Origin of the sequence: Paraburkholderia sp. CI3 (genome assembly GCF_050436505.1) — a bacterium.
GTDB lineage: Bacteria > Pseudomonadota > Gammaproteobacteria > Burkholderiales > Burkholderiaceae > Paraburkholderia > Paraburkholderia tuberum.
Genome location: NZ_JBNDMI010000003.1, coordinates 2,397,921 through 2,420,247 on the forward strand (window position 1 = coordinate 2,397,921; position 22,327 = coordinate 2,420,247).

Consider the following 22,327-nt stretch of genomic DNA (forward strand, 5'->3'; position numbering starts at 1 on the left):
AGGCTTATTTGGCTTTTACACGCCAGTATCTGTACTTTTGCGGAACGAAAGCCTCATGCCTTGAGCACGTTCTTCCCCTTCGTCCCGAGCAACGGCAAGTCGCGGATCCGCACACCGGTCGCGTCGTCGATCGCATTCGCGAGCGCCGCGGCGGCCGGCCCTTGCGCCGCTTCTCCGACCCCGAGGAATGGCAAGCCCGGCCGGTCGATCAACAGCACGTCCACGCGTTTGGGTACGGACGAGAAGCGCATGATCGGATAAGTGCTCCAGTCATAGCTCGTGATGCGTTGCGGGTCGAAATGCGTTTCTTCATAGAGCGTCCAGCTCGTGGTTTGCAAAATGCCGCCTTCGATCTGATTGCGCACGCCGTCCGGATTGACGATCTGTCCGCAATCGACGGCTGCCACGACGCGCTCGATGCTGAGCTCGCCGGTATCGCGCATGACCGTCACGTCCATCGCGACGGCAAGGTAGGCCATCAGGTTCTTGTATTGGGCAAACGCAAAGCCGGTACCGTGCGAGCGCGGGCTGGAGTCGCCCGTTCGCGCGCTGCGGGCTCGCCAGCCGAATTGATCGACTACGGCGCTAATGACGCCATGCGCGCGCGGGTCATCGAGATGTTTGAGGCGAAACGCCACGGGGTCGGCGTGCGCGGCTCTGGCGAGCTCGTCGATGAAGCTCTCGATCGCGAACACGTTCATGTGCGCGCCGAGCGAGCGCATGGCAGAGACGCGTATCGGCATCGTCGGCACGAAATGATGCTGCACGTGCAGGCTGGGCACGCGGTAAAGCGGAATGCTGTTGCGGTCGCCTCCGCCTTCCGGCATCGGAATCGGCTTCGGCGGCGCGGGGGTGAACGGTTGCGCAAGGAGCTGCGCGGGCAACAGGCGGCCCGCATTCTCGATGCGGTTGTTATGCGTGTTGCTCCATAGCTCGTAACGCCAGTCGGCAAGCGTGCCTGCCGAATCGAGCGTTGCATTCGCCTCGACTGTCATGGCCGGGCCGAACGGCTCCCACATGTGTTCCTGTTCGCGCATCAATTGCACGCGCACCGGGCGGCCAGGCAGTTCGCGTGCAACGAGGGCGGCGTCGGCCGCGACATCGTCCGCGCCGTTGTGTCCGTAGCAGCCCGAACCTTCCACATGGACGCAGCGCACCTTGTCGGGTGGCATCGCGAGCATTTCGGCGATTCCCGCACGCAGCGGATAGACGCCTTGCGTGTGCGTCCACACGGTCATCACATCGTTGTCGAGCTGCGCGACAGCGCACGATGGCCCAATCGAGCCATGCGTCAGATACGGCCTCGAATAGCGCGCCCGCAGCGTCGCCACAGGCGCGGCCGCGCCCGTCGCTGCGCCCTGATCGGCCACCGCGATTTCCTGTGAAGGCAGACTCATCAGCAAGGCGTGAACGTTCGCCGGATCGGGCAGTGGCGGCCCGCCCTGCCATTGCGCTGCAAGCGCAAGCTCACGCATCGCGAGGATCGCGCGCCATTCGTCGTCGGCGACCACCGCGAGGTAGTTGCCGTTGCGCACGACCTTGATGACGCCGGGCAGTGCTTCGACGCGCCCGCTATCGACTGCGACGAGGCTCGCGCCATAAGACGGCGGCCGCACCACGCGGGCATGCAGCATGCCGTGCGGCCGCAGGTCCTGGACGTAGCTCGCGCCGCCCGTCACCTTGCCCGGTATATCCACGCGCGGCAGCATATGGCCAATCAGCGCGTAGGCCGATGGCGGCTTTTTCGGCGCGTCGGGCTGCGCGTTCTGATGGAGGTCCGCGTATCGCACGGCTTCGCCATAGCTCACGCGTCTTCCGTCGGCGGCAATGATGGCGCCGTCGCGCGTCGTCAGGGCCGCTGCGTCGACGCCCAACTGCGACGCCGCGCTCGCGACCAGCAGCGCGCGTACCTGAGCGGCGGCGTTGAGGATTGCGGTGCCGCTGTCCGCCATCGTGTGACTGCCTGCGGTGTAGCCTTCGTTCGGCGTTGCGGCGGTGTCGGCGGTGATCAGCTCGATCGCATGAGGGGCGAGATCCAGCTCTTCCGCGGCGACCTGCAGCAGCGCGGTGCGAATGCCCGTGCCAAGCTCCGCCTTGCCCGTGAATACGCTCACGTGGCCGTCAGGGGCGACCTTGATCCACGCATCGAGCAACGGCGTGCTCTTGAGACTGCCCGGCAGTTTCGGGGCGCTCGCGTTGAAGGTGCCCGCTTCGGTGGTGGTTTGCGCAAGCGCGGCCATGCCGGGCACGATCGCGAAGCTCACCATCAGCGAGCCGCCAACGAGGAAGCGGCGCCGCGCGGGGTCATCGGGACCGCTGCCGTGAGCGACCGAGGACGGGGGGCCGTCGCTCACGACTGCGCTCCCTCGTCCGTTCGCGGCGAACCCGTGGCGACTTGCCGGATCGCCGCGAGTATGCGCATGTGCGTGCCGCAGCGGCACAGGTTCGGCTGCATGTAGCGGCGGATCTGTTCATCGCCTGGGTGCGGGGTTCGCTCCAGCAGCGTGTGCGCGCGCATGATCATACCGGCGATGCAATAGCCGCATTGCGCGGCTTGCTCGTCAATGAAGGCTTGCTGAAGTGGTCCCGGATGTTGCGCGCTGCCAAGTCCTTCGACGGTTCGCACTGGCCGGTCGCCAACGGCCACGACCGGCATGAGGCACGAGAACACCGGTTCGCCGCCGACGCTGACCGTGCATGCGCCGCATTGACCGAGACCGCAGCCGAACTTCGCGCCATCGAGCTGCAACTGGTTGCGCAGCACGTAGAGCAGCGGCGTTGACGGGTCGACATCGACCGTATGACTGACTCCGTTGACATTGAGCGTGATCATCGTGGCAGGCCGTCCTTGCGAAAATGCGCGACCGCGCCGGCGTCGAGCGAGGGCCACGCGTCGCGCGCGGTGAAGCGTTCGCGCGTGTAGTTGGCGAGCTCCGCTATCTGCGCATCCGTGAATGTGTTGGCGAATGATGGCATGAAGGGCGCGCTATCGCTTTCGTGCCAGTCGATTCCATCGAGGATGATGCGGACCATGTTGCGCGGGCTGTCGGCGTTGACGGCCGTGGAAAGGGACAGCGACGGTCGAGCGCCCCCGCTCGACATCGGCGCGCCTTCGGCATGGCACGATGCACAGGCCGCGGAGAATAGATTCGCGCCGCCGCCGGGCGCGGTGGACACGGGCGCGGCGGAAGCGGAGGGCGAGGCGACCGGATGCTCCGGCACGCCTGGGCCCCCGGACGGCAACGCCAGCAGATACGCGGCAATTGCCTCTACGTCGGAGGCGGATGCGTCGGCGAGCATGCGCGTGACGGGGCGCATCGGACCCGCCGCCGCCCCATGGGCGCTCGCGAGGCCCGTGCGCAGATAGCTGACGAGCTGTGCCTGCGTCCAGGGCGTGGGGCGTGAAGCGAGGTCCGTCAGCGCGGGCGCGTCCCATCCGTCGATCGTGCCGCCTTGCAGCGCGCGGTCGCGGCGCTCGGCACCGAGGCGGTCGAGCGGCGTGTGGCACGCACCGCAATGACCGAGGCTTTCGACCAGGTATCGTCCGCGTGCGACGTCCGGCGCTTCGGGCGGGGCCGGCGCTGGTTCGGTACCGGTATGCAGGTAAAAAAGATTCCACACGGCGATGAGGGGCCTGAAGCCGAGCGGGAAGATCAGCTCGTTGTGCGGCGCAGGCGCCTTGACGGGAGCGCGGCTCATCAGCCACGCATACAGCGAGCCCATATCGGCATCGCTGATGTGCGTGAAGTGCGGATAGGGGAACGCGGGATAGAGCAGATGGCCGTCGCTGGACACGCCGCGCCGCATTGCGCGTGCGAACGCGTCGAGTGACCAGCCCCCGATACCCGTCTCGTTGTCCGGAGTGATGTTGGTCGAGTAAATGACGCCAAACGGTGTATGCAGTGGCAGTCCGCCCGCGAGCGGAAGGCCGCCCGTCGCGGTGTGGCACGCGACGCAATTGCCAACGGCCGCGAGCTTCGCACCGCGCGCCGCGGCCGCGGTATCGCTGCCGGCCGCGATGGGCGCGGTGACGGGACTCGACGCGGGCTCCCGTGCATGCGCGGTGGGTCCGCCGTATGCGGCCATGAGGGCAACCAGAACAACGGCCACGCCTGCACTCGCCACCCGTCCTTTCATCTAGCCTCCATCGCCGAGCCGTCCGCATCATGGTTCCAGACTACGTCGCGCGGCTCCAGGTGGCGCAAGCGGCGTTCCTGATATTCGCGGAAGTCTGCGGCTGTCCGCCGCTCCGCGGTTCGCCGCTGTCTACGAGGACGGAAGCTTTAGGGTCGAACAGCGGCAGGTCGCGATAACGGTCTCGCCTAGCCGGCTGCGATCGCGATGGCGATCTGCACGAAAAGCACCTTGACGATGGTCATCGACGGAAAAATCATCGCGTACATGATGTCGGGCTGATCCGTCGGCGCGATGCGGTTGGCGAAGGCGAGAATCGCGGGATTGCCGGTCGCCCCGCAGATCACGCCGACCGATGTATCGAAAGACAGTCTGAAGACCCACAGGCAGCACACAGCCGTGACGCCGACGAGCACCAGCAGCGTGATCACGCCATAAAGCAGCAGCAGCGGTCCGGCACTGCCGACGGTCGCGACGAACTTCGGTCCGCAAGACAGGCCCACCTGCGCGAGAAAAATCGTCAGCCCGAGATTGCGCAGCACGAGATTTGCAGAGAGCGGCATCACCCACACGAACGGTCCGTTGCGGCGCGCCTTGCCGAGGCACAGCGCGACCAGTAGCAACGCCGCGAGACCCAGGCTGAACACGCCGAGACCGGGCGCGCGCAGCGGGATCGCGCCGACCAGCAGCCCCGCTGCCGCGCCGATGCCCAGACAGATGAAACTGAGGTCGGCCGTGCCCTTGATCGAATCGCCGAAAAACGCACGGACCCTCGCGCGATGCGCGCTACTGACGAGCAGGCCGACGCGGTCGCCAGCTTCGAGAATGAGCTCTGGCGTCGACAGTAGATCGGCGTCGCCGCGCCGCACGTGCGCGACCGCGCAGTTCACGCCATCCGGAAAGCGCAGATTGCCGAGCGCCGTGCCGACGACTGACGGACTCGACGCGAACACGCGCATATAGTCCAGGTCTTCCCGATGACTCGAGATACGCCCGGGCTGTAGCTCGCCGCAGAGCGCCGTTGCTTCGTCGAGCGGGCGGCGCTCGGTGGCGGTGGCAAGGAGGACGTCGTCGGCGCGCAGTGTGAAGTCGTCGCTGGGCAACTGATTGTGATGCGCGCGCCGCACGGCCGCGATCACTACGCCGGCAGGCAGGCGAGTCGAGAGCTCCGACAGCTTGAGACCGAAGAGACTGGCATTGCGCAGCGCGATTTCCGCGGTCTCCAGCACCTTCGCGGGCGGTTTCGGTATTTTGGCTTTCAGGACCGAGTTAAGCACATAGAGGAATAGGATCGGCCCGGCCACGCCGAACGGATAGGTGACGCTATAAGCCACGGCGGCATTGCTGCTTTTCATCGATGCGATGGCAACCTGCAGGCTCGCCGTGCTGGTGCCGCTGCCGGCGAACATGCCGAGCGCATCGGCGAGCGTGATGCCGAAATGGATGAAGGCGCACGCCACCAGACCCGAAACGATCACGCCCAGACATGCGGCCGCGTTGGCCTTCACGCCTTCCCGGCTCGTGAGTCCGCGGAAGAACTGCGCGCCGTACTGAATGCCGATGCCATACAGAAACAGCAGCAGACCGAGCGTGCCCAGCAACGCCGGCGGCGCGGATTTCGGCGCGAACGCGCCGAGCGCCAGTCCAACGAACAGCACGGCCCCCGAGCCTAGAGCCACGCCCTTGATAGTGATTTCGCCGACCAGGTAGCCAAGCGCGATGGTCAGAAAAAGCGCGAACAGCGGCTGAGTTTCGAGGAAAGTTCTGGCTGCTTCCATGCCGCCCCCTATAGCTGGACAAAGCAACGCGACTGAGCGTTTCCACCGGGCAGGCCTCGCGTTCGACGCACGGCAGTTGCCGACGATACTCGTTGCTGCTATCGCATTGCGCCTGCGAGGTTGCCCGAGCCGAGACCCACGATCAGATCGAGTGCGCCGTTCTTCAACGCTTGCGTCGCGACCACGCCCGCTGCTTTCAATGCGGCCGCGTCGATGCGCGACGCGTCCGATAGCTCGACACGCAACCGCGTGGCAGCCAGCGCGTCGAGCTTCCTGATGTTGGCCGCGCCGCCCAGCGCCGCACGAATCTTTTCCGCGCGCTCCGTTTCCTGCGGCGAGTTTTGCACCGAGGCGGCCACAGCCGCTGGAGCCGCCGCTGCACCTTCCACACCAGGCACCCCGGCCGCCGGCAAATCCGCTTCGGCACCCGCTGTCTTCAGATAGTCCTGCATGTCGGTTTTCATGTTCTCCGACAACGGCCCGAAGATCGCCTGCACGCCGTTGCCCATGCGCACCACACCCGCGGCACCGAGCGCCTTGAGCTTGGGTTCGTCGACGCCCGCCGGGTCCTTCACGGAGATGCGCAGCCGCGTGATGCAAGCGTCGAGACTCGTGATATTGGAGCGGCCGCCAAAGGCCAGCACGAGTTCGCGCGAACGTCCTCCCGCGCCGCTCGCGGCAACCGCCGCTGTTTCCGCCGCGTCGTCCTCGCGACCGGGTGTCTTGAGGTTGAAGCGCGTGATGACGAAGCGGAACACGCCGTAATAGATCACCGCGTAAATTGGACCAAGGATGAAAACGTACCACGCGTGCGTGGCCTTCCCGCCGATCAGGTTGAACATCAGAAAATCGATGCCGCCTTGCGAAAACGTGAAGCCCATGCGCATGCCCAGTGTGTTCGCCACGAACTGCGCCGACGCCGCGAGGCATGCGTGAATCAGGTAAAGCACCGGCGCGACGAACAGGAACGCGAATTCGATCGGCTCGGTGATGCCGGTGAGGAAAGAAGTCAGCGCGGCCGAGACCATCATGCCGCCGACGGCCACCTTCTTCTCCGGCTTCGCGCAATGCCAGATCGCTATCGCCGCGGCCGGCAGGCCGAACATCTTGAACAGGAACGCGCCCGCCAGGATGCCCGCGGTCCGGTCGCCCGCGAAAAAACGGGTGATGTCGCCGTGAACCGTCTTGCCGGTCGTCGGGTCGAGGTAGCTGCCCATTTCGAAGAAGAACGGCACGTTCCAGATGTGATGCAGGCCGAACGGAATCAGCAGACGTTCGACGAAACCGTAGACCGTCGCGGCGGTGCGCGGGTCGGAAACCGCCGCCCAATGCGAAAAGGCCTTGATTGCGCTGCCGATCGGCGGCCACACGAAAGACAGGATCGCGCCGAGCACGATCGAGCCGATCGCGGTCACGATCGGCACGAAGCGCTTGCCGGCGAAGAAGCCGAGATAGGGCGGCAACGTGATCCGGTAGTAGCGGTTGAACATCCATGCCGCAAGACCACCGGCGAGGATGCCGCCGAACACGCCGGTCTGGATCGACGGTATGCCCATGATCGTGTCGGTTTCGACGCCCTGGAGCTTGCCGATCACACCCAACGTGGCCGTCATCACCAGATATCCGATCGTTGCGGCGATGCCCGAGACGCCATCGTTCTCGGTGAAGCCGAGCGCGACGCCGATCGCGAAGATCAGCGGCAGGTTGCCGAAGATCACGTCGCCCGCATTCTTCATCAGCGCGAGCACGACGACCGGCACGTAACCGTGAAAGTCGGTGGCGCCGAGACCGAGCAGCAGGCCGGCCACCGGGAGCACGGCGACGGGCAGCATCAGCGATTTGCCGATCTTCTGCAAAACTCCGAAGGCATGCGAGAACATGGCTGATCTCCTGTTGATCCGCTCACTCGGCAAAGCGCGACAGATGCGCGCGGACTTCCGCGGCGGTGCCCAGACACAGCACCTCGGCGGCGAGCTTCCTGGCTTCTTCGGTCGTCACGCGTGCAAGCTGAGCCTTGATCGAACCGACCGCCGGAATGCTCACCGACAGCTCGTCGATGCCAAGGCCGACGAGCACCGGCACCGCCATCGCATCCGACGCGATGCCGCCGCAAATGCCGACCCATTTGCCATGCTTGTGCGCACCGTCGACCGTCATGCCGATCAGACGCAACACCGCCGGGTGCAGCGCATCGGCCTGCTTCGCGAGCTGCGGATGGCCGCGGTCCATCGCGAGCGTGTATTGCGTGAGATCGTTCGTGCCGATCGAGAAGAAGTCGACTTCGCGTGCGAGCGGCTCGGCGATCAGCGCGGCCGCGGGGACTTCGATCATGACGCCGACTTTCACGCTCGCCGCGCGATCGCCGGCTTCTTCGAGCAGGATCTTGCGCGCTGCCCGCACCTCCTCGATCGCGGCGATCATCGGGAACATCACGTGCAGATGCCCAAGCGGCGCCGCGCGCAGGATCGCGCGCAGTTGCGTGCGGAAGATGTCGGGACGCGCGAGGCTCACGCGCACACCGCGCAGGCCGAGAAACGGGTTGTCTTCCTTCGGCAGCGGCAGATACGACAGCGGTTTGTCGCCGCCGACGTCGAGCGTGCGGACCACGAGCGGCCGCTCGCGGCCAAGCGCTTCGGCGACGGCGCAATATTCGGCGGCCTGTTCGTCTTCGGTGGGCGCGGTGTCTCGCGCGTCGAACAGGAACTCGGAGCGCAACAGGCCCACGCCTTCAGCGCCGGCCGCGACCGCGTCGCGTGCTTCCTGCGCATTGCGGATGTTCGCGACGACCTCGACGCGGTGGCCGTCGGCCGTCATTGCGAGTTTGGTTGCCGCGAGCTTTTCGTCTTCGCGTTTGGCGGCCTGGCGGCTGATGCGTTCGCGCGCCTTCTCGAGTTCCTCGGCGCTCGGGTTGCGCCGCAAGCTGCCGCGCGAACCGTCGAGCACGACGGGCGTGCCGTCGGCGAGTTGCAGCGCGCGCGCGTCGATACCGCAGATCGCCGGAATGCCGAGCGAGCGCGCGAGGATCGCGACGTGGCTCGTCGCGCCGCCGCTCGTCGTGCAAAAGCCGAGCACCTTGCTGCGATCGAGCGACGTGGTGTCGGACGGCGAGAGCTCCTCGGCAATCAGGATCGATTCGTCCGGCACGTCGATCTGCGCCTGCTTCACGCCGGCGAGCAGCGCGAGCACACGGCGGCCGACGTCGCGGATATCGCCGGCGCGTTCGCGCAGCAGCGGATTGTCGAGCTTTTCGAGCGTGTTTGCCTGGTTCTGGAACGCATCGCGCCACGCGAACCCCGCGCCCTTTCCCGCGCTGATGCTGCTGATCGCGGCGTCGTTGAGGCCAGGATCGTCCAGCAGTTCGAGATGCGCGTCGAGAATCTGCGCTTTCGACGGATCGGTGAGCGTCGCCTTGAGCGCCTCGATCTGCTGACGCGCCTGATGCTGGGCCGCTTCGAGTTGCGCCCGTTCGCGTTGCGGCGACTCGCCCGCTTCGTTCACCTCGATGACCTGCTGGCGGAACTGCACGATCCTGCCGACCGAAAGCCCTGGCGAAGCGGATACGCCGATGAATTCGTTGGTGTCGGCGGGAGCCGCTTCGGTCGGTGCTGGCACCGGCGCAGCCGGTGCGGTTGGCGCAGCCGCCGCGGGTGCGGGCGCATCACCGGGCTTTTCGCCCGATCCCTCGCCAAGCAGACGCGCGACGGTACTGGCCGCCTCCGCCGCGTCGGGACCGCGGGCCTCGACGCGCAGTTTGTCGCCGAACTTCGTTGCGAGCCCCATGATCGCGACGACGGACTTGGCATTTGCGCTGGCATCGCCGCGCAGCAGCCGGATCTCGGACTTGAATTTCTTCGCCTCGACCGCGACGACCGCGGCGGGCCGTGCATGCAGGCCCGCTGGATTCGGCAGCGTGATCTCGTCGGAGAAGATCGCGCCGGTGGCGCTGGCCGTGTCCTTGTCCTCCATGCTGCCGACCAGCTCGACGTACAGCGCGACGTCGGTGCCGGCGACGACGAGCCCTTTCGCGGGAACGTAGCGCGTGACGAGATCGCCATTGGCGATCACCATTTGCGTGAGCAGGCTGGTTGCTTTTGCGCCGACCGCGATTGGGTCGAAGCGGATCAGCGGCGTGCCCGTCGCGACGGCGTCGCCTTCCTTGACCAACGGCATGAAGCCCTCGCCGCGCAGCAACACGGTGTCGAGCCCGATGTGCAGCAGCACTTGCAGACCGTTGTCGCCGGTGATCGTCGTGGCGTGGGCAGAGCTATGGAGTTGCGTGACCTTGCCGGCAAGCGGCGACAGCAGTTCATCCGAGGTCGGATCGATCGACACGCCATCGCCGACCATCTTCTGGGCGAAGACCGGATCGGGCACGCTCTCGAGAGGAACCAGTACGCCCGACAGTGGTGCCATCAACCCGATGCGCTGAGGACGCTGAGGAGCTTTCATCGCCAGGACTCCTTGTACATTGACGCTCGCCTCAGGTGGCTCGACTCGAGCCGCATGGGCGCGACATTCACGCGTGCGGTCGGCACCATTGCCGCTCACGCCGCTCACCCACTTGTGAGCGGCGCACGTTACAAAATACAAAAGCGTCGGTGACAAAAACTCGGGAAACCAAACAAGGTCGCGCACGTCGCCCGTGTGCGCCCGCGCAGCCTCGACCGGGATGAATGGGGAAACGTCAGGCGCGCTCCGACGGCGCTGTTTGCGTTCGCCGGGCCGCCTCGCACCTGCGCAACCCTTTGCACCTTGGTCCCGGAAAAAAGGACCCGGAAAGCGCTCTGAAAAAGAGCATATGTTACTGAGCGCAGATTGCAAGACAAGACGATTTCGGACGGGAACGCCTGAAATTTGCAATTTCCTGGCGGGAGATGGAGCGGTCTTGATTAATTGGCGTGCGACGCGTTCATTAATCTGTGTTTTATTCGCTTAGCGAAAGGCGGCGCCCCGACAACGCGCTCACCCTTCCTGTTCAGAGTAGATCCGTGACGACATCCACCGTATCGAACTCGATGAGCAATTCCGCGCCCAACGAGGCGCCTACAGATGCAATCGGCATATTGGGGCGGTTCTCTTTCCCGAAATATGATTTTTCTAGCGCATGGAGGGCGCGCTGATAATCAGGGGACTGGAAATCCGTGAGTACCTTTACTTCATAAATAACGTTCTGGATGAGGAAATCGTTCGCAAGACAGCGCGTCGCGCCCTTGAATTGAACGCGAACCCGGTCTTTCCTGTTGTCGAACATCAAGGCAAGCTCAACGATGCTTGCCTCACGGTCCGCGGATACGCCCATCAAATACCAGTCATGGAACGCATTGAATTTCTTGATAAGGTCCATCGCGTAATTCCTTCAGGGACTCCCGGGGCTGAATGGAACAACATAATCCGCCTCCCTGGTGCGATCAGATCAGTTGGTATACCTATCACGGGGGCTCAATTGCACGCTGCAAAAAACGAAGCCCTCAAACCGCCGCGAACGCTGCAATACCTCTATCGCGGCCCTGAGAACGCACGGCGGCACGACTTACGAGACCTCGTAACATTGTGGAAGACTGTCAAAAAAACAGTAGGAGCGTCGACGGTTTGGCCAATGCGCATCACGTTGCTGATGGCGAACGCTTCCGTGCCGACGTATATGGAAGAGCCGTACGGGTCGTTTCGCGAGACTAGCTGACTCATAGCGAGATATCGCCGCAGAGGCATTGTTCAGCCACACCTTCTAGTCTTTTCATCGGACGACTCTTTTTCGGACATGAGACCCAGCCTAAAGTACGAGACTTCAATCTGGCATCAAGGTCGTCATGCAAATCGATACACCTGCAATCCCGGCATCGTTGGAAGGACATTCAACCTCCGCGGGTCAATGGCTCTCCGTCATAGCGGTAGCGGTAAGCGCATTCGCCTTCGTCACGGCCGAGTTTTTGCCTGTCGGGCTGTTGCCGCAAATCGCACACGACCTCGGCGTGTCGACCGGTGTCGCTGGCCTCATGGTCACCACGCCCGGCGTGATGGCCGCGATATTGGCGCCGACGCTGATAGTCAGCGCGGGCCGCATGGACCGCCGGTACGTTTTCCTGCTCCTCACTGCGGTACTGTTGATCGCGAACGTCGTGTGTGCCATCGCACCGAACCTCGCGATCATGCTCGTAGGACGGGCTCTGCTTGGCGGCGCGCTGGGTGGCTTCTGGACTCTGGCGACGGCGGCGGCTCCTCGACTCGTGCAAGCAAAGGATGCCGCCAAAGCGACCGCGACCATTCTGACCGGCGTGACCTGCGCAACCGTGATCGGCGTGCCGCTCGGGACGTTCATCGCATCGTTTGCATCATGGCGCATGGCGTTCGCCGCCACCGCGGGCCTCGTGTCGCTCGCCTTACTGGCGCAGGCGTTCCTCGTGCCTTCGTTGCCGTCGGCATCGGCGTTGCGGATCGCCGATTTCAAAACCCTGCTTGTCCGGCCTCATACGAGGTTGAGCATGGTGATGGTCGCGCTCGTCTTCGGCGCGCATTTCTCGACCTACACGTATATTGCGCCGCTGCTCGAACACGACTTCTCGTTGAGCGCCATCACGCTGTTGCTGTTCGGATTCGGTCTGATCGGCTTCTTCTCCAATGCGTTGACGTCGATGGTGATTTCGGACCATCTAAAGAAATCCGTCGCCGCGATGGTTCTGCTGCTATTGGGCGCGATGTCGTCGATGTTGCTGCTGGAACATTCGCCGATCGGCGAGACCGCGGGGATGCTGCTGTGGGGAATCGCGTTCGGAGCGCTTCCGCTTTGCTTCAGCGTGTGGATTCAGCGCGGCACGACAGACCTGCCCGAAGCGGGGTCGGCCATGTTCGTCAGCATCATCCAGGTGGCGATTGCGGTGGGCTCGGCAGTGGGGGGCACGATTGTCGACCGTGCGGGCGTTCACGCTGACTTCACGCTGGGACTTGGACTCGCGCTACTGGGCCTCGTGGCACTGCAACGGCTTGCTGTATTGGAACGACCGGCCACGGCGGCTTCCCTTGATTGCGCCTGCGATGCGTCGGTTGACTGACGCGTCGAGACAGTACGTCGCGTGACTGGAGCGCACCGCGCTAGCCAGCCGTTGCGACGGAAGCCGTCAAACAGCCGTCTTCACGACTCTGGGTTGAAACGGGGCGTTGAGCGACACGTCGCCGGCGGCCTCGTTGCGGGCGGCGCTCGTCGATAGATAGCGCAAACAGCACACGCGCAAAAAAGACGCGAAATTCAACGGCTCTTCGCCGCGCAAGGCGACCAGTTCGTCGTGAAGCTTCACTACGAACTGGGTCGTCGTCACGTTCTCGCGGCTGGCGATTTCCCGAAGCACGTCCCAGAAGAGATTTTCGAGCCTCACCGTGGTCACGACGCCATGAATGCGCAGCGCGCGCGTACGCGACTCGTAGAGGATCGGATCAGCGTTGACATAGACGTTGCACATACGTTCAGCCTTTCTCGCGAATGATGACGTCGCAGGACGTGAAGCGCGCGGCGCGGGCGCTCATGCCGTCGTGATCGAGCGTAACACGGTTGGTCGCCCGCGATGCCGCGCCTCGGTCGAGGCGCGCTCCTTCAATGCGTGATGCGCGTGCCCAGCAGCGCAAGGAACTGCGCAAGCCAGTTCACGTGCGAGGTCCATGCGGGCGCGGTGACGAAGTTCTCGTCGGTGATCGCGTCAGGCCAGTCGAGCGCCACGTACTGCGCGCCCGCGAGCTTCACTTCGGGCGCGCAGGCCGGATACGCCGAGATGCGCCGGCCTTCGATCACACCTGCCGCAGCCAGCAGTTGCGCGCCGTGGCAGACCGCGGCAATCGGCTTCTTCGCTTCGGCGAATTGGCGCACCCAGCCGATCACCTCGTCGTTGAGCCGCAGATATTCGGGGGCGCGGCCGCCGGGCACGAGCAGCGCGTCATATTGCGCGGGGTTCACCGACGCGAAATCGGCGTTCAGCGTGAAGTTATGGCCGCGCTTTTCGGTGTAGGTCTGATCGCCTTCGAAGTCGTGGATTGCGGTGCGAATCGCGTCGCCCGCGCGCTTGCCGGGCGCGACGACGTCCACCGAATGCCCGACTGCCGCCAGTGCCTGAAACGGCACCATCAGCTCATAATCTTCGACGAAATCGCCGGCGATGATAAGAATTCGCTTTGACATGCTTCGTCTCCTCTCGAATGGGGTGGGAAATGGCGAGGCGGACGCGCTATCGCGGTGTGAAGGCGGCGGCCGTTGATAAGCAATATAGCGATCGACGCAGTGGGCCAGGTAATACGCGGCTAAATGCCGACCAGGGATTTCACTGAGCTGAACGGAATTCAGCCCGAATGCGGCAGACGATCGCGGTAGGTGGAGCGATCGGTGTCGCCATGATCTGGCCGAACAGCCTCGGCATCGCGGTTTTCACGGTGATTGCGGCGCTGGCCGCCATCGTGATTCTGCGCTCGGTAAGGGAAACCAAAGGCCTGCGTCTCAGCGAGATCGACGGGCGGTCGCTGAGGTTTTCCTGCTTCCATCAGGCGAAAGAAAAAGAGTCGCGCTCCATTCGAGTGCGACTCTTTTATCATTGGGAACGTCCATTCAACCGCGCAGATTCGACACACATCGCTGCAGCACCTTGCGCAGCGTATCGACCGGGATTTCCGTTACTCCGTCCAGCATGGACGCTTCGAGCGCGTCGATCGCCGAATCGCATTCCTGCAGTACCCGGCGCCCTTCGTCGGTCAGAAACAGATGAATCAGTCGACCGTGGGTAGGATGCCCCACGCGTCCGACCCAACCGTTGGCTTCCATCGTCTTGACAACTTCGTTGGCCGACTGCGGCGTGATGAACGAGCGTTCGGCGAGTTTCGCATTGGTCATCGCGCCGCTGGCGCTGATGACGGAGAGCGCGGTGAACTGAGGCAAGGTCAGCCCGAATTCACCCAGTACATCGATCAAACTGCGCTTGAGCAGGCGGTCGAGTTGGCCGACCACATAGGAAACGCGGGAAGGTGGCGCACCGGTTTTCGTTGAACCGGCCTGTTTGGCAAGGGGCGTTCGCCGCTTCTCCATTGTCTTGATCATTATCAGGTTGCCTTAGGTGTTTCTACCAGGCATATCATATTCTACTTTCAATATCAGGCCTCCTGAGACTAGACTCATCATCAATTCCGGGGGCGCTGTGGGAAGGATTCTGATAAGTGGCGCACGATCATTGTCAGAAATCTTCTCCTTCCCATGGCCGCTTCGTCGAAGAACGAAGCGTGGCTCGCCTCTGGCAATTCAATCAAAGGTGAAGGAGACGTCATGTCAAGTGTTGCTAATCGGTCGAGTGCGGTGGGCTCCAGTACTGCACTAACGTTGGCATTGTGCTTTCTCGTCGCGGTGCTGGAGGGTATCGACCTGCAGTCCACTGGCGTTGCGGCGCCTCGAATGGCGCACGAGTTCGGCTTGTCGGTCAGCCAGTTGGGGCTCGCTTTTAGCGCCGGCATGTTGGGGCTTTTGCCGGGCGCGATGATCGGTGGCAGACTCGCCGACCGGATCGGCCGCAAGCGCGTTCTGATGATCTCGATGGCGATTTTCGGCATCTTCTCGATTGCGACCGCGCAAGTCTGGAGTTTCGAAAGTCTGCTGATTGCTCGCGTGCTGACGGGCATCGGGCTCGGCGGCGCGATGCCGAACCTGATCGCGTTGTCGTCCGAGGCGGTCGATCCGCGTCACCGCAACACCGCGGTTAGCGTCATGTATTGCGGTATGCCGCTTGGTGGCGCGCTTGCCGCATTGATCGCCGTACTGAGCGCGGGTGCTACCGCGTGGCGTCATATCTTCTACGTGGGCGGAGCCGGACCGCTGATCATCATTCCGCTGCTGATGGCATTGCTGCCTGAGTCGCGCGAATTCGCCACCGAATCGCGGGAATTCACGACGGCGGACAAGCCGCTCCTTTCGACGCGCGAAGTCCTGTTCGGCGAGGGGCGCGCCGCCGCGACGATCGGTATCTGGATCAGCTTCTTCTGCACGCTGATCGTTCTTTACTTCCTGCTGAACTGGCTGCCTTCGTTGACCGTGGGGCGCGGCATGAGCCGCTCGCAGGCGGGGATTGCCCAGATCTTTTTCAACGTCGGCAGTGTGATCGGCGTACTGGGCATCGGTCTGCTGATGGACCGCTTCAGACAAGGCCTGTCAGTCACGGCAATCTATGCGTGCATCGTCGGTGCATTGGTCGCGCTTTCGCAAGTCGCCAGCATCGAGACGCTGTCCGTTGCCGTGCTGTTTGCCGGGATGGGCGTCGTCGGCGCGCAGTCGATGCTGTATTCGCTGTCCGCCGCCAGCTATCCGACCAGCGTGCGTGGTACGGGAGTCGGCGCCGCGGTGGCGGTGGGACGCGTCGGCTCGATTGTCGGCCCCGTAGCCGCCGGGCAACTGCTTGCGATGGGAAAGAGCTCGGCGCTCGTCATCGGCGCGAGCGTGCCGGTGACGATCATCGCGGCGATTACAGCATTGCTCGTCATTCGCTCCAACGCCGCGAAACGCTAACTCTTCGTTGATGGACCCAGCTGGCCCGGCGTTTTCGCGCCGGGCCATTTTTCATGCGTCATTCGTGATTCGTCGTGCCTCGGGCCCGCAGATCAAGCAACCTGACGGCGTTCTCCTTCAGAACGAGCGGCTTTACTTCGGGCTTGATGTCGAGCGTATCGAAGTCTTCGAGCCAGCGGTCGGGGCGGATCAGTGGGAAGTCGGACGCGAACAGCACCTTGTTGCGCAACAGCGTGTTCGCATACTTGACCAGCTCGGGCGAAAAGTACTTCGGCGACCAGCCCGACAGATCGATATACACGTTCGGCTTGTGCAGCGCGATCGACAGCGCCTGCTCCTGCCATGGCCAGGAGGGATGCGCGATCACGATCTTCATGTCGGGGAAGTCGGCGGCGACATCGTCGAGGTAGATCGGCTCCGAATACTTGAGGCGCAAACCGCCGCCGCCGCGCATGCCCGAGCCCATGCCCGAGTGTCCACTGTGAAAAACCGCCGGCAGCTGGTACTCGGCAATCACTTCGTAGAGCGGGTATGCCATGCGGTCGTTGGCGAAGAAACCCTGCATCGTGGGGTGAAACTTGAAACCGCGCACGCCGTGCTCCTCGATGAGCCGCCGCGCTTCGCGCGCGCCGAACTTGCCTTTGTGCGGATCGATGCTGGCGAACGCGATCATGATGTCGCGGTTGTTCTGCGCGAACTCCGCGACCTCTTCGTTCGAAATGCGACGGCGCCCGATGTTCGCTTCGCAGTCGACGGTAAACATCACGAAGCCGATATTGCGCTCCCGATAGTGCTCGATGGTTTCGGGAATGGTCGGGCGGCGCCCTTGCTTGAGCACGGTGCCGAAGTATTTGTCGGCGGCTTCGTCGAATTCACTTGCAAACAGGTCCGGTGGTTGGCAGCACGACACCTCGGCATGCACGTGAGTGTCGATGGCCTTCAGTTGATCGATGTTCAATGGGTCTCCAATGTGTAACTAAAGCTGATGCGTCAGGCTGCGCGAAGATTGCGCACGCACGTCAACAGCAGGTTTTTCAGCATCTGTGAATCGTGTTCATCGATTTCGCCGAGCATCGATTGCTCGACCCTGTCAGCGGCACCGTCGCACTGAGCGAGCAATGTTTCGCCGGCCTTCGTCAGCGACAGCAGCCCGACGCGACGGTTGAGCGGACCGGCCACGCGCGTCACCCATCCATTCGCTTCCATCGATTTGACGACCGCGCTGGCCGCTTGCGGCGTGATCAACGAGCACTGCGCGAGCTGCGCGTTCGACGAACGTGCGCGCGCCCGCAGCACCGACAGCGCGGTGTATTGCGGCAACGTCAGACCATGCGAGGCAAGCGCTTCGGAAAGCTGCCGCGTGAGAATCTTGTCGAGCTGCCCGGCCAGGTAGCTGAGACGCACCGGAGCGGCAGCGTGCCTTCGATCGCGCAGGTTGCGCAGGTTGCGCCGCGCCGTGGCGCGCGCTGTCGATTCAGACCCTGACGGCTTTCTCGTGCTCGTCGGCATAGGCGGTTAGGGGTTTGTACCAAGACTTCTATATTGTACTTTACTTATCAGGTCACCTGATATTAAATTGAGCTCAAGCCGCGAGGGCGGCATTGATACGGAGAAGCAGATGAGTTACGAAGGGCGCTGGAAAACGGTCAAGGTCGCGGTGGAAGGCGGAATCGCCTGGGTCACGTTCAATCGTCCGGATAAGCGCAACGCGATGAGCCCGACGCTGAACAAGGAAATGATCGACGTTCTCGAGACGCTCGAACTCGACGCCAAAGCCCAGGTTCTCGTGTTGACCGGCGAAGGCAGTGCATGGACGGCCGGCATGGACCTGAAGGAATATTTCCGCGAAGTGGACGCGGGCCCGGACGTGCTGCAGGAGCGGATTCGCCGCGACGCGAGCCGCTGGCAATGGCAATTGCTGCGCATGTACTCGAAGCCGACGATCGCCATGGTCAACGGCTGGTGCTTCGGCGGTGGCTTCTCTCCGCTCGTCGCCTGCGATCTCGCGATCGCCGCGGACGAAGCCGTGTTCGGCCTGTCCGAAATCAACTGGGGGATTCCGCCGGGCAACCTCGTGAGCAAGGCGATGGCCGATACCGTCGGTCATCGTGAAGCGCTGTACTACATCATGACGGGCGACACCTTCACGGGTCCGCAAGCCGCGAAGATGGGTCTGGTGAACAAAAGCGTGCCGCTCGCGCAACTGCGCGACGAAACGATCGCTCTCGCGGCGAAGCTGCTGAACAAGAACCCGGTCGTGCTGCGCAACGCGAAGCATGGCTTCAAGCGTTCGCGCGAACTCACGTGGGAGCAGAACGAAGACTACCTGTACGCGAAGCTCGACCAGGCGAACTATCGCGATCCGGAAGGCGGCCGCGAACAGGGCCTCAAGCAGTTCCTCGACGACAAGAGCATCAAGCCGGGCTTGCAGACCTACAAGCGCTAAGCGGCGCACTTCAGCAGGACGACTGAGGAGACGAACACATGCATCAGACGAACCTTTTGATTGGCGGCGCGAAACGTGCCGCGTCGAACGGCAAGACCTTCGAGCGCATCAATCCCGCGACGGGGGCGGTTGCCACCCGCGCCGCGGCGGCCACCGTCGAGGATGCCGATGCGGCCGTCGCCGCGGCGGCGCGCGCGTTCCCGGCATGGGCGGCGCTCACGCCGACGGAGCGCCGCAAGCGCCTGCTCGCCGCCGCCGAGCGCATGGACGCGCGCACGGCCGAGTTCATCGAGATCGGCGCGGCCGAAACGGGTGCGATGGCGAACTGGTACGGCTTTAACGTCATGCTCGCGGCCAACATGCTGCGCGAAGCTGCGGCGATGACGACGCAGATCGACGGCGCGGTGATTCCGTCCGACGTGCCGGGCAGCCTCGCAATGGCCGTGCGCCAGCCGTGCGGCGTCGTGCTTGGCATGGCGCCGTGGAACGCGCCCGTGATTCTCGCGACGCGCGCGCTCGCCATGCCGCTCGCGTGCGGCAACACGGTCGTGCTGAAGGCATCGGAAGGTTGTCCCGGCGTGCATGCGCTGATCGGCGAAGCGCTGAACGACGCGGGTCTCGGCGAAGGCGTCGTCAACGTGCTCACGCATGCGCCGGAAGACGCGCCCGCGATCGTCGAGCGTCTGGTCGCGAATCCTGCCGTGAAGCGTGTGAATTTCACCGGTTCGACGCGTGTCGGCCGCATCGTCGCCGAGCTGTCCGCGCGCCATCTGAAGCCCGCGTTGCTCGAACTGGGCGGCAAGGCGCCGGTGCTCGTGCTCGACGACGCGGACCTCGACGCTGCCGTCGAGGGCATCGCGTTCGGCGCGTTCTTCAATCAAGGGCAGATCTGCATGTCGACGGAACGCGTGATCGTCGATCGCAAGGTTGCCGATGCGTTCGTCGAAAAGCTCGTCGCGAAAGCGCGCACGCTGAAGGCAGGCGATCCGACACAGCCGGGCTCGATCCTCGGCACGCTCGAGAGCGAAGCCGCCGCGCGGCGCATTCGCGCGCTGGTCGAAGACGCCCGCGAAAAGGGTGCGAAGTTGCCGCTCGGTTGCGAGGTGAAAGGCGCGATCATGCAGCCGGTGATCGTGGAGAACGTGACGCGCGAGATGAAGCTTTATGCCGATGAATCGTTCGGCCCCGTGGTGACGGTGCAGCGCGTGGACGGCGACGAAGAGGCGCTGACGGTCGCCAACGATAGCGAGTACGGCTTGTCGGCCGCCGTGTTCAGCCGCGATATCGCGCGCGCGATGAACGTCGCGAAACGCATCGAGTCGGGCATCTGCCACATCAACGGCCCGACCGTGCACGACGAGGCGCAGATGCCGTTCGGCGGCGTGAAGGCGAGTGGTTATGGGCGCTTCGGCAGCAAGGCGTCGATTCCCGAGTTCACCGAGTTGCGATGGATCACGGTGCAGACGAGTCCGCGTCATTATCCGATCTAGGCGTCGGCTCCCGGCCGCAACGATTGCGGCCACCCCATCCTTGCATGAAATGGCACAATCAGGAGACAGGTTTTGGAATCGGAGCACAGCCACGCAAGCTCTCTGGCGACCGGATACCGGAGCGTCGCCATCGGAGCGCCTTCAGCGCGGATCGAGAAACGCGGCGACTGCTGGTACCTCGAGACACCTGAACCTCTGGGTCCGTTTCCGGAGCGCTTTACGGACCGCCTGCTGAGCGGCGCACGCGCGCATCCCGACCGGCTGCTCGTCGCACGACGCGATGCCGGTGGCGCGTGGCAGGGCATCACGTATGCGCAGATGCTCGAGCGCGCGCGTGCGATCGGGCAGGCGCTGCTCGATCGCGATCTCAGCGCGGAACGCCCGTTGGTGATCCTGTCGGGCAACAGCGTCGAACATATGCAACTCGCGCTCGGCGCGATGTGGGCGGGTATCGCTTACGCACCCGTTTCGCCGGCCTATTCGTTGATGTCGGGCGATTACGGAAAGCTGCGCCATGTCCTCGAACTGCTCAAACCGGGTCTGGTCTACGCGGACGATATCGGCGCATACACAGCGGCGCTCGATGCCGCGCTGGGAAGCGACGTCGAACGTGTCAGCGCGGTGCCCGCGCCAAACGCGTCGAGAGTGACGCGCTTCGACGCATTGCTCGACACGGCCCCGCGCGACGTCGACGCTGCCAACGCGCGCGTGAACGGCGACACGATTGCGAAGTTCCTGTTCACGTCCGGCTCGACGAACCTGCCGAAAGCCGTGCCGACGACGCATCGCATGCTGGGCGCAAACCAGCAGATGCTGCTCGAAACCTTTCCGCAGTTCGGCATCGAGCCGCCGGTCCTCGTCGACTGGCTGCCGTGGAATCACACGTTCGGCGGCAGCCACAACGTCGGCATCGTGCTGTACAACGGCGGCACGCTCTATATCGACGACGGCAAACCCGTGGTCGGCAAATTCGACGAGACGCTGCGCAATCTGCGTGAGGTCGCGCCGACCATCTACTTCAACGTGCCGAAGGGTTGGGAAGAACTGACCATCGCGCTGGAAAAGGATGCGGCGCTGCGCGAGCGGTTTTTCTCGCGCGTGAAGATGTATTTCTTCGCGGGCGCCGGTCTGTCGCAGGCGGCGTGGGAGCGTCTCGAGCGCGTAACGCTCGAACATTGCGGAGAACGCATCCGCATCATGGCCGGTCTCGGCATGACCGAGACCGCGCCGTCGTGTCTGTTCACGACGGGACCGGTATCGTGCGCCGGCTATATCGGCTTGCCGCCGCCCGGGTGCCAGGCCAAGCTCGCGCCCGTCGATGACAAATTCGAAGCGCGCTTTCGCGGCCCTCACGTGATGGGCGGTTACTGGCGAGCATCGCCGGCGCTTCAGAGCAGCGTGTTCGACGATGAAGGCTACTACCGCACAGGAGACGCCGTGCGTTTCGTCGACCCGCAACGTCCCGAACTGGGCCTGATGTTCGATGGCCGCATTGCGGAGGACTTCAAGCTTGCGTCGGGCACGTTCGTCAGCGTCGGGCCGATGCGCGCGCGCATCATCAGCGAAGGGGCGCCCTACGTTCAGGATGCCGTCATTACGGGGATGAATCGCGACGAAGTGGGCGCGATGATTTTTCCGCGCCTCGACGCGTGTCGCTCGTTGGCGGGTTCGCCCGCCGATGCGAGCGCCGAGGACGTGCTCAGCACGGCCGCCGTGCGCGCTTTCTTCAGCGAACTCGTCGCGCGGCTGAATCGGAGTGCGACGGGCAGTGCCTCGTTCATTGCCCGCATGCACCTGCTGAGCGTGCCGCCGTCGCTCGACCTCGGCGAGATCACCGACAAAGGCTCGATCAATCAGCGCGCCGTGCTCCAGCACCGGGCCGAGCTCGTGGAAGCAATGCACGAAGCCGACGCCGCCGACGCGACCGTGATCCATGCGCGCAGAGGCAGCTAGTCCAGGG

Annotated in this window: 18 protein-coding genes; 5 read left to right on the forward strand and 13 right to left on the reverse strand. The window is 64.0% G+C overall.

What is annotated here, in order from left to right:
- Window positions 1-53: 53 nt before the first annotated feature.
- The 7 genes from OKW29_RS19685 to OKW29_RS19715 form a co-directional block, all read right to left on the reverse strand.
- Window positions 54-2,354: a molybdopterin cofactor-binding domain-containing protein gene (locus tag OKW29_RS19685; RefSeq protein WP_429292193.1), complete on the reverse strand. Its 2,301-nt coding sequence runs from the start codon at window positions 2,352-2,354 to the stop codon at window positions 54-56.
- Entirely contained in the window at window positions 2,351-2,833 is a 483-nt protein-coding gene (locus OKW29_RS19690) for a (2Fe-2S)-binding protein (RefSeq protein WP_429292194.1), read from the reverse strand. The genes OKW29_RS19685 and OKW29_RS19690 overlap by 4 nt, the downstream gene beginning before the upstream one ends.
- On the reverse strand, window positions 2,830-4,137 hold the full coding sequence (locus tag OKW29_RS19695; protein ID WP_429292195.1) for a c-type cytochrome: 1,308 nt from the start codon (window positions 4,135-4,137) through the stop codon (window positions 2,830-2,832). The genes OKW29_RS19690 and OKW29_RS19695 overlap by 4 nt, the downstream gene beginning before the upstream one ends.
- 185 nt (window positions 4,138-4,322) lie before the next feature.
- A complete protein-coding gene (locus OKW29_RS19700; protein WP_429292196.1) occupies window positions 4,323-5,912 on the reverse strand; it encodes an aspartate:alanine exchanger family transporter in 1,590 nt (529 codons plus the stop codon).
- Between the two features lie 98 nt (window positions 5,913-6,010).
- Window positions 6,011-7,792 (reverse strand): PTS glucose transporter subunit IIBC, encoded by a 1,782-nt coding sequence (gene ptsG, locus OKW29_RS19705; protein WP_429292197.1) that lies wholly within the window; start codon window positions 7,790-7,792, stop codon window positions 6,011-6,013.
- A gap of 22 nt (window positions 7,793-7,814) precedes the next feature.
- A complete protein-coding gene (gene ptsP, locus OKW29_RS19710) occupies window positions 7,815-10,361 on the reverse strand; it encodes a phosphoenolpyruvate--protein phosphotransferase (RefSeq protein ID WP_429292198.1) in 2,547 nt (848 codons plus the stop codon).
- Between the two features lie 526 nt (window positions 10,362-10,887).
- Entirely contained in the window at window positions 10,888-11,256 is a 369-nt protein-coding gene (locus tag OKW29_RS19715; protein ID WP_184064479.1) for a hypothetical protein, read from the reverse strand.
- 463 nt (window positions 11,257-11,719) lie between these two features.
- On the opposite strand from OKW29_RS19715, the gene OKW29_RS19720 reads away from it, so the two are divergent.
- The gene (locus OKW29_RS19720) at window positions 11,720-12,958 is read left to right on the forward strand and encodes an MFS transporter (protein WP_184032360.1); all 1,239 of its coding nucleotides are present in this window, start codon (window positions 11,720-11,722) and stop codon (window positions 12,956-12,958) included.
- 66 nt (window positions 12,959-13,024) lie between these two features.
- Here OKW29_RS19720 and OKW29_RS19725 read toward each other — a convergent pair whose 3' ends face one another.
- The 4 genes from OKW29_RS19725 to OKW29_RS19740 all read right to left on the reverse strand — a co-directional run bounded on the left by OKW29_RS19725 (window position 13,025) and on the right by OKW29_RS19740 (window position 14,979).
- Window positions 13,025-13,363, reverse strand: coding sequence for a ribbon-helix-helix domain-containing protein (locus OKW29_RS19725; protein WP_429292199.1), 339 nt, complete (start codon window positions 13,361-13,363; stop codon window positions 13,025-13,027).
- A 131-nt stretch (window positions 13,364-13,494) separates the two neighbouring features.
- On the reverse strand, window positions 13,495-14,073 hold the full coding sequence (locus OKW29_RS19730) for a DJ-1/PfpI family protein (RefSeq protein WP_429292200.1): 579 nt from the start codon (window positions 14,071-14,073) through the stop codon (window positions 13,495-13,497).
- Between the two features lie 158 nt (window positions 14,074-14,231).
- The gene (locus tag OKW29_RS19735; RefSeq protein ID WP_429292201.1) at window positions 14,232-14,480 is read right to left on the reverse strand and encodes a hypothetical protein; all 249 of its coding nucleotides are present in this window, start codon (window positions 14,478-14,480) and stop codon (window positions 14,232-14,234) included.
- 13 nt (window positions 14,481-14,493) lie between these two features.
- Window positions 14,494-14,979 carry a MarR family winged helix-turn-helix transcriptional regulator gene (locus OKW29_RS19740; RefSeq protein ID WP_090808939.1) on the reverse strand — a complete coding sequence of 162 codons (486 nt, stop codon included), beginning with the start codon at window positions 14,977-14,979 and terminating at the stop codon, window positions 14,494-14,496.
- Window positions 14,980-15,201: 222 nt separating this feature from the next.
- On the opposite strand from OKW29_RS19740, the gene mhpT reads away from it, so the two are divergent.
- Window positions 15,202-16,431, forward strand: coding sequence for a 3-(3-hydroxy-phenyl)propionate transporter MhpT (mhpT, locus tag OKW29_RS19745; RefSeq protein WP_429292202.1), 1,230 nt, complete (start codon window positions 15,202-15,204; stop codon window positions 16,429-16,431).
- A 58-nt stretch (window positions 16,432-16,489) separates the two neighbouring features.
- Here the strand turns inward: mhpT and OKW29_RS19750 are convergent, their stop codons facing one another.
- Both OKW29_RS19750 and OKW29_RS19755 read right to left on the reverse strand, forming a co-directional pair.
- Window positions 16,490-17,389: an amidohydrolase family protein gene (locus OKW29_RS19750; protein ID WP_429292203.1), complete on the reverse strand. Its 900-nt coding sequence runs from the start codon at window positions 17,387-17,389 to the stop codon at window positions 16,490-16,492.
- 32 nt (window positions 17,390-17,421) lie between these two features.
- Window positions 17,422-17,835, reverse strand: coding sequence for a MarR family winged helix-turn-helix transcriptional regulator (locus OKW29_RS19755; protein ID WP_429292204.1), 414 nt, complete (start codon window positions 17,833-17,835; stop codon window positions 17,422-17,424).
- A gap of 214 nt (window positions 17,836-18,049) precedes the next feature.
- Between OKW29_RS19755 and OKW29_RS19760 the strand changes: the two genes are divergently transcribed.
- From OKW29_RS19760 to OKW29_RS19770, 3 genes are all read left to right on the forward strand, one after another.
- Complete coding sequence (locus tag OKW29_RS19760) at window positions 18,050-18,877, forward strand: p-hydroxycinnamoyl CoA hydratase/lyase (protein ID WP_429292205.1); 828 nt, start codon at window positions 18,050-18,052, stop codon at window positions 18,875-18,877.
- 38 nt (window positions 18,878-18,915) lie between these two features.
- Window positions 18,916-20,367: an aldehyde dehydrogenase gene (locus tag OKW29_RS19765; RefSeq protein ID WP_187617263.1), complete on the forward strand. Its 1,452-nt coding sequence runs from the start codon at window positions 18,916-18,918 to the stop codon at window positions 20,365-20,367.
- A gap of 72 nt (window positions 20,368-20,439) precedes the next feature.
- Window positions 20,440-22,320, forward strand: coding sequence for a feruloyl-CoA synthase (locus OKW29_RS19770; RefSeq protein ID WP_429292206.1), 1,881 nt, complete (start codon window positions 20,440-20,442; stop codon window positions 22,318-22,320).
- Window positions 22,321-22,327: the final 7 nt, after the last annotated feature.

Coding starts and splice junctions, on each gene's coding strand:
- OKW29_RS19690 (WP_429292194.1), bottom strand. CDS start 2,833: ATGATCACGCTCAATGTCAACGGAGTCAGTCATACGGTCGATGTCGAC.
- OKW29_RS19695 (WP_429292195.1), bottom strand. CDS start 4,137: ATGAAAGGACGGGTGGCGAGTGCAGGCGTGGCCGTTGTTCTGGTTGCC.
- OKW29_RS19700 (WP_429292196.1), bottom strand. CDS start 5,912: ATGGAAGCAGCCAGAACTTTCCTCGAAACTCAGCCGCTGTTCGCGCTT.
- ptsG (WP_429292197.1), bottom strand. CDS start 7,792: ATGTTCTCGCATGCCTTCGGAGTTTTGCAGAAGATCGGCAAATCGCTG.
- ptsP (WP_429292198.1), bottom strand. CDS start 10,361: ATGAAAGCTCCTCAGCGTCCTCAGCGCATCGGGTTGATGGCACCACTG.
- OKW29_RS19715 (WP_184064479.1), bottom strand. CDS start 11,256: ATGGACCTTATCAAGAAATTCAATGCGTTCCATGACTGGTATTTGATG.
- OKW29_RS19720 (WP_184032360.1), top strand. CDS start 11,720: ATGCAAATCGATACACCTGCAATCCCGGCATCGTTGGAAGGACATTCA.
- OKW29_RS19725 (WP_429292199.1), bottom strand. CDS start 13,363: ATGTGCAACGTCTATGTCAACGCTGATCCGATCCTCTACGAGTCGCGT.
- OKW29_RS19730 (WP_429292200.1), bottom strand. CDS start 14,073: ATGTCAAAGCGAATTCTTATCATCGCCGGCGATTTCGTCGAAGATTAT.
- OKW29_RS19735 (WP_429292201.1), bottom strand. CDS start 14,480: ATGATAAAAGAGTCGCACTCGAATGGAGCGCGACTCTTTTTCTTTCGC.
- OKW29_RS19740 (WP_090808939.1), bottom strand. CDS start 14,979: ATGATCAAGACAATGGAGAAGCGGCGAACGCCCCTTGCCAAACAGGCC.
- mhpT (WP_429292202.1), top strand. CDS start 15,202: ATGTCAAGTGTTGCTAATCGGTCGAGTGCGGTGGGCTCCAGTACTGCA.
- OKW29_RS19760 (WP_429292205.1), top strand. CDS start 18,050: ATGAGTTACGAAGGGCGCTGGAAAACGGTCAAGGTCGCGGTGGAAGGC.
- OKW29_RS19765 (WP_187617263.1), top strand. CDS start 18,916: ATGCATCAGACGAACCTTTTGATTGGCGGCGCGAAACGTGCCGCGTCG.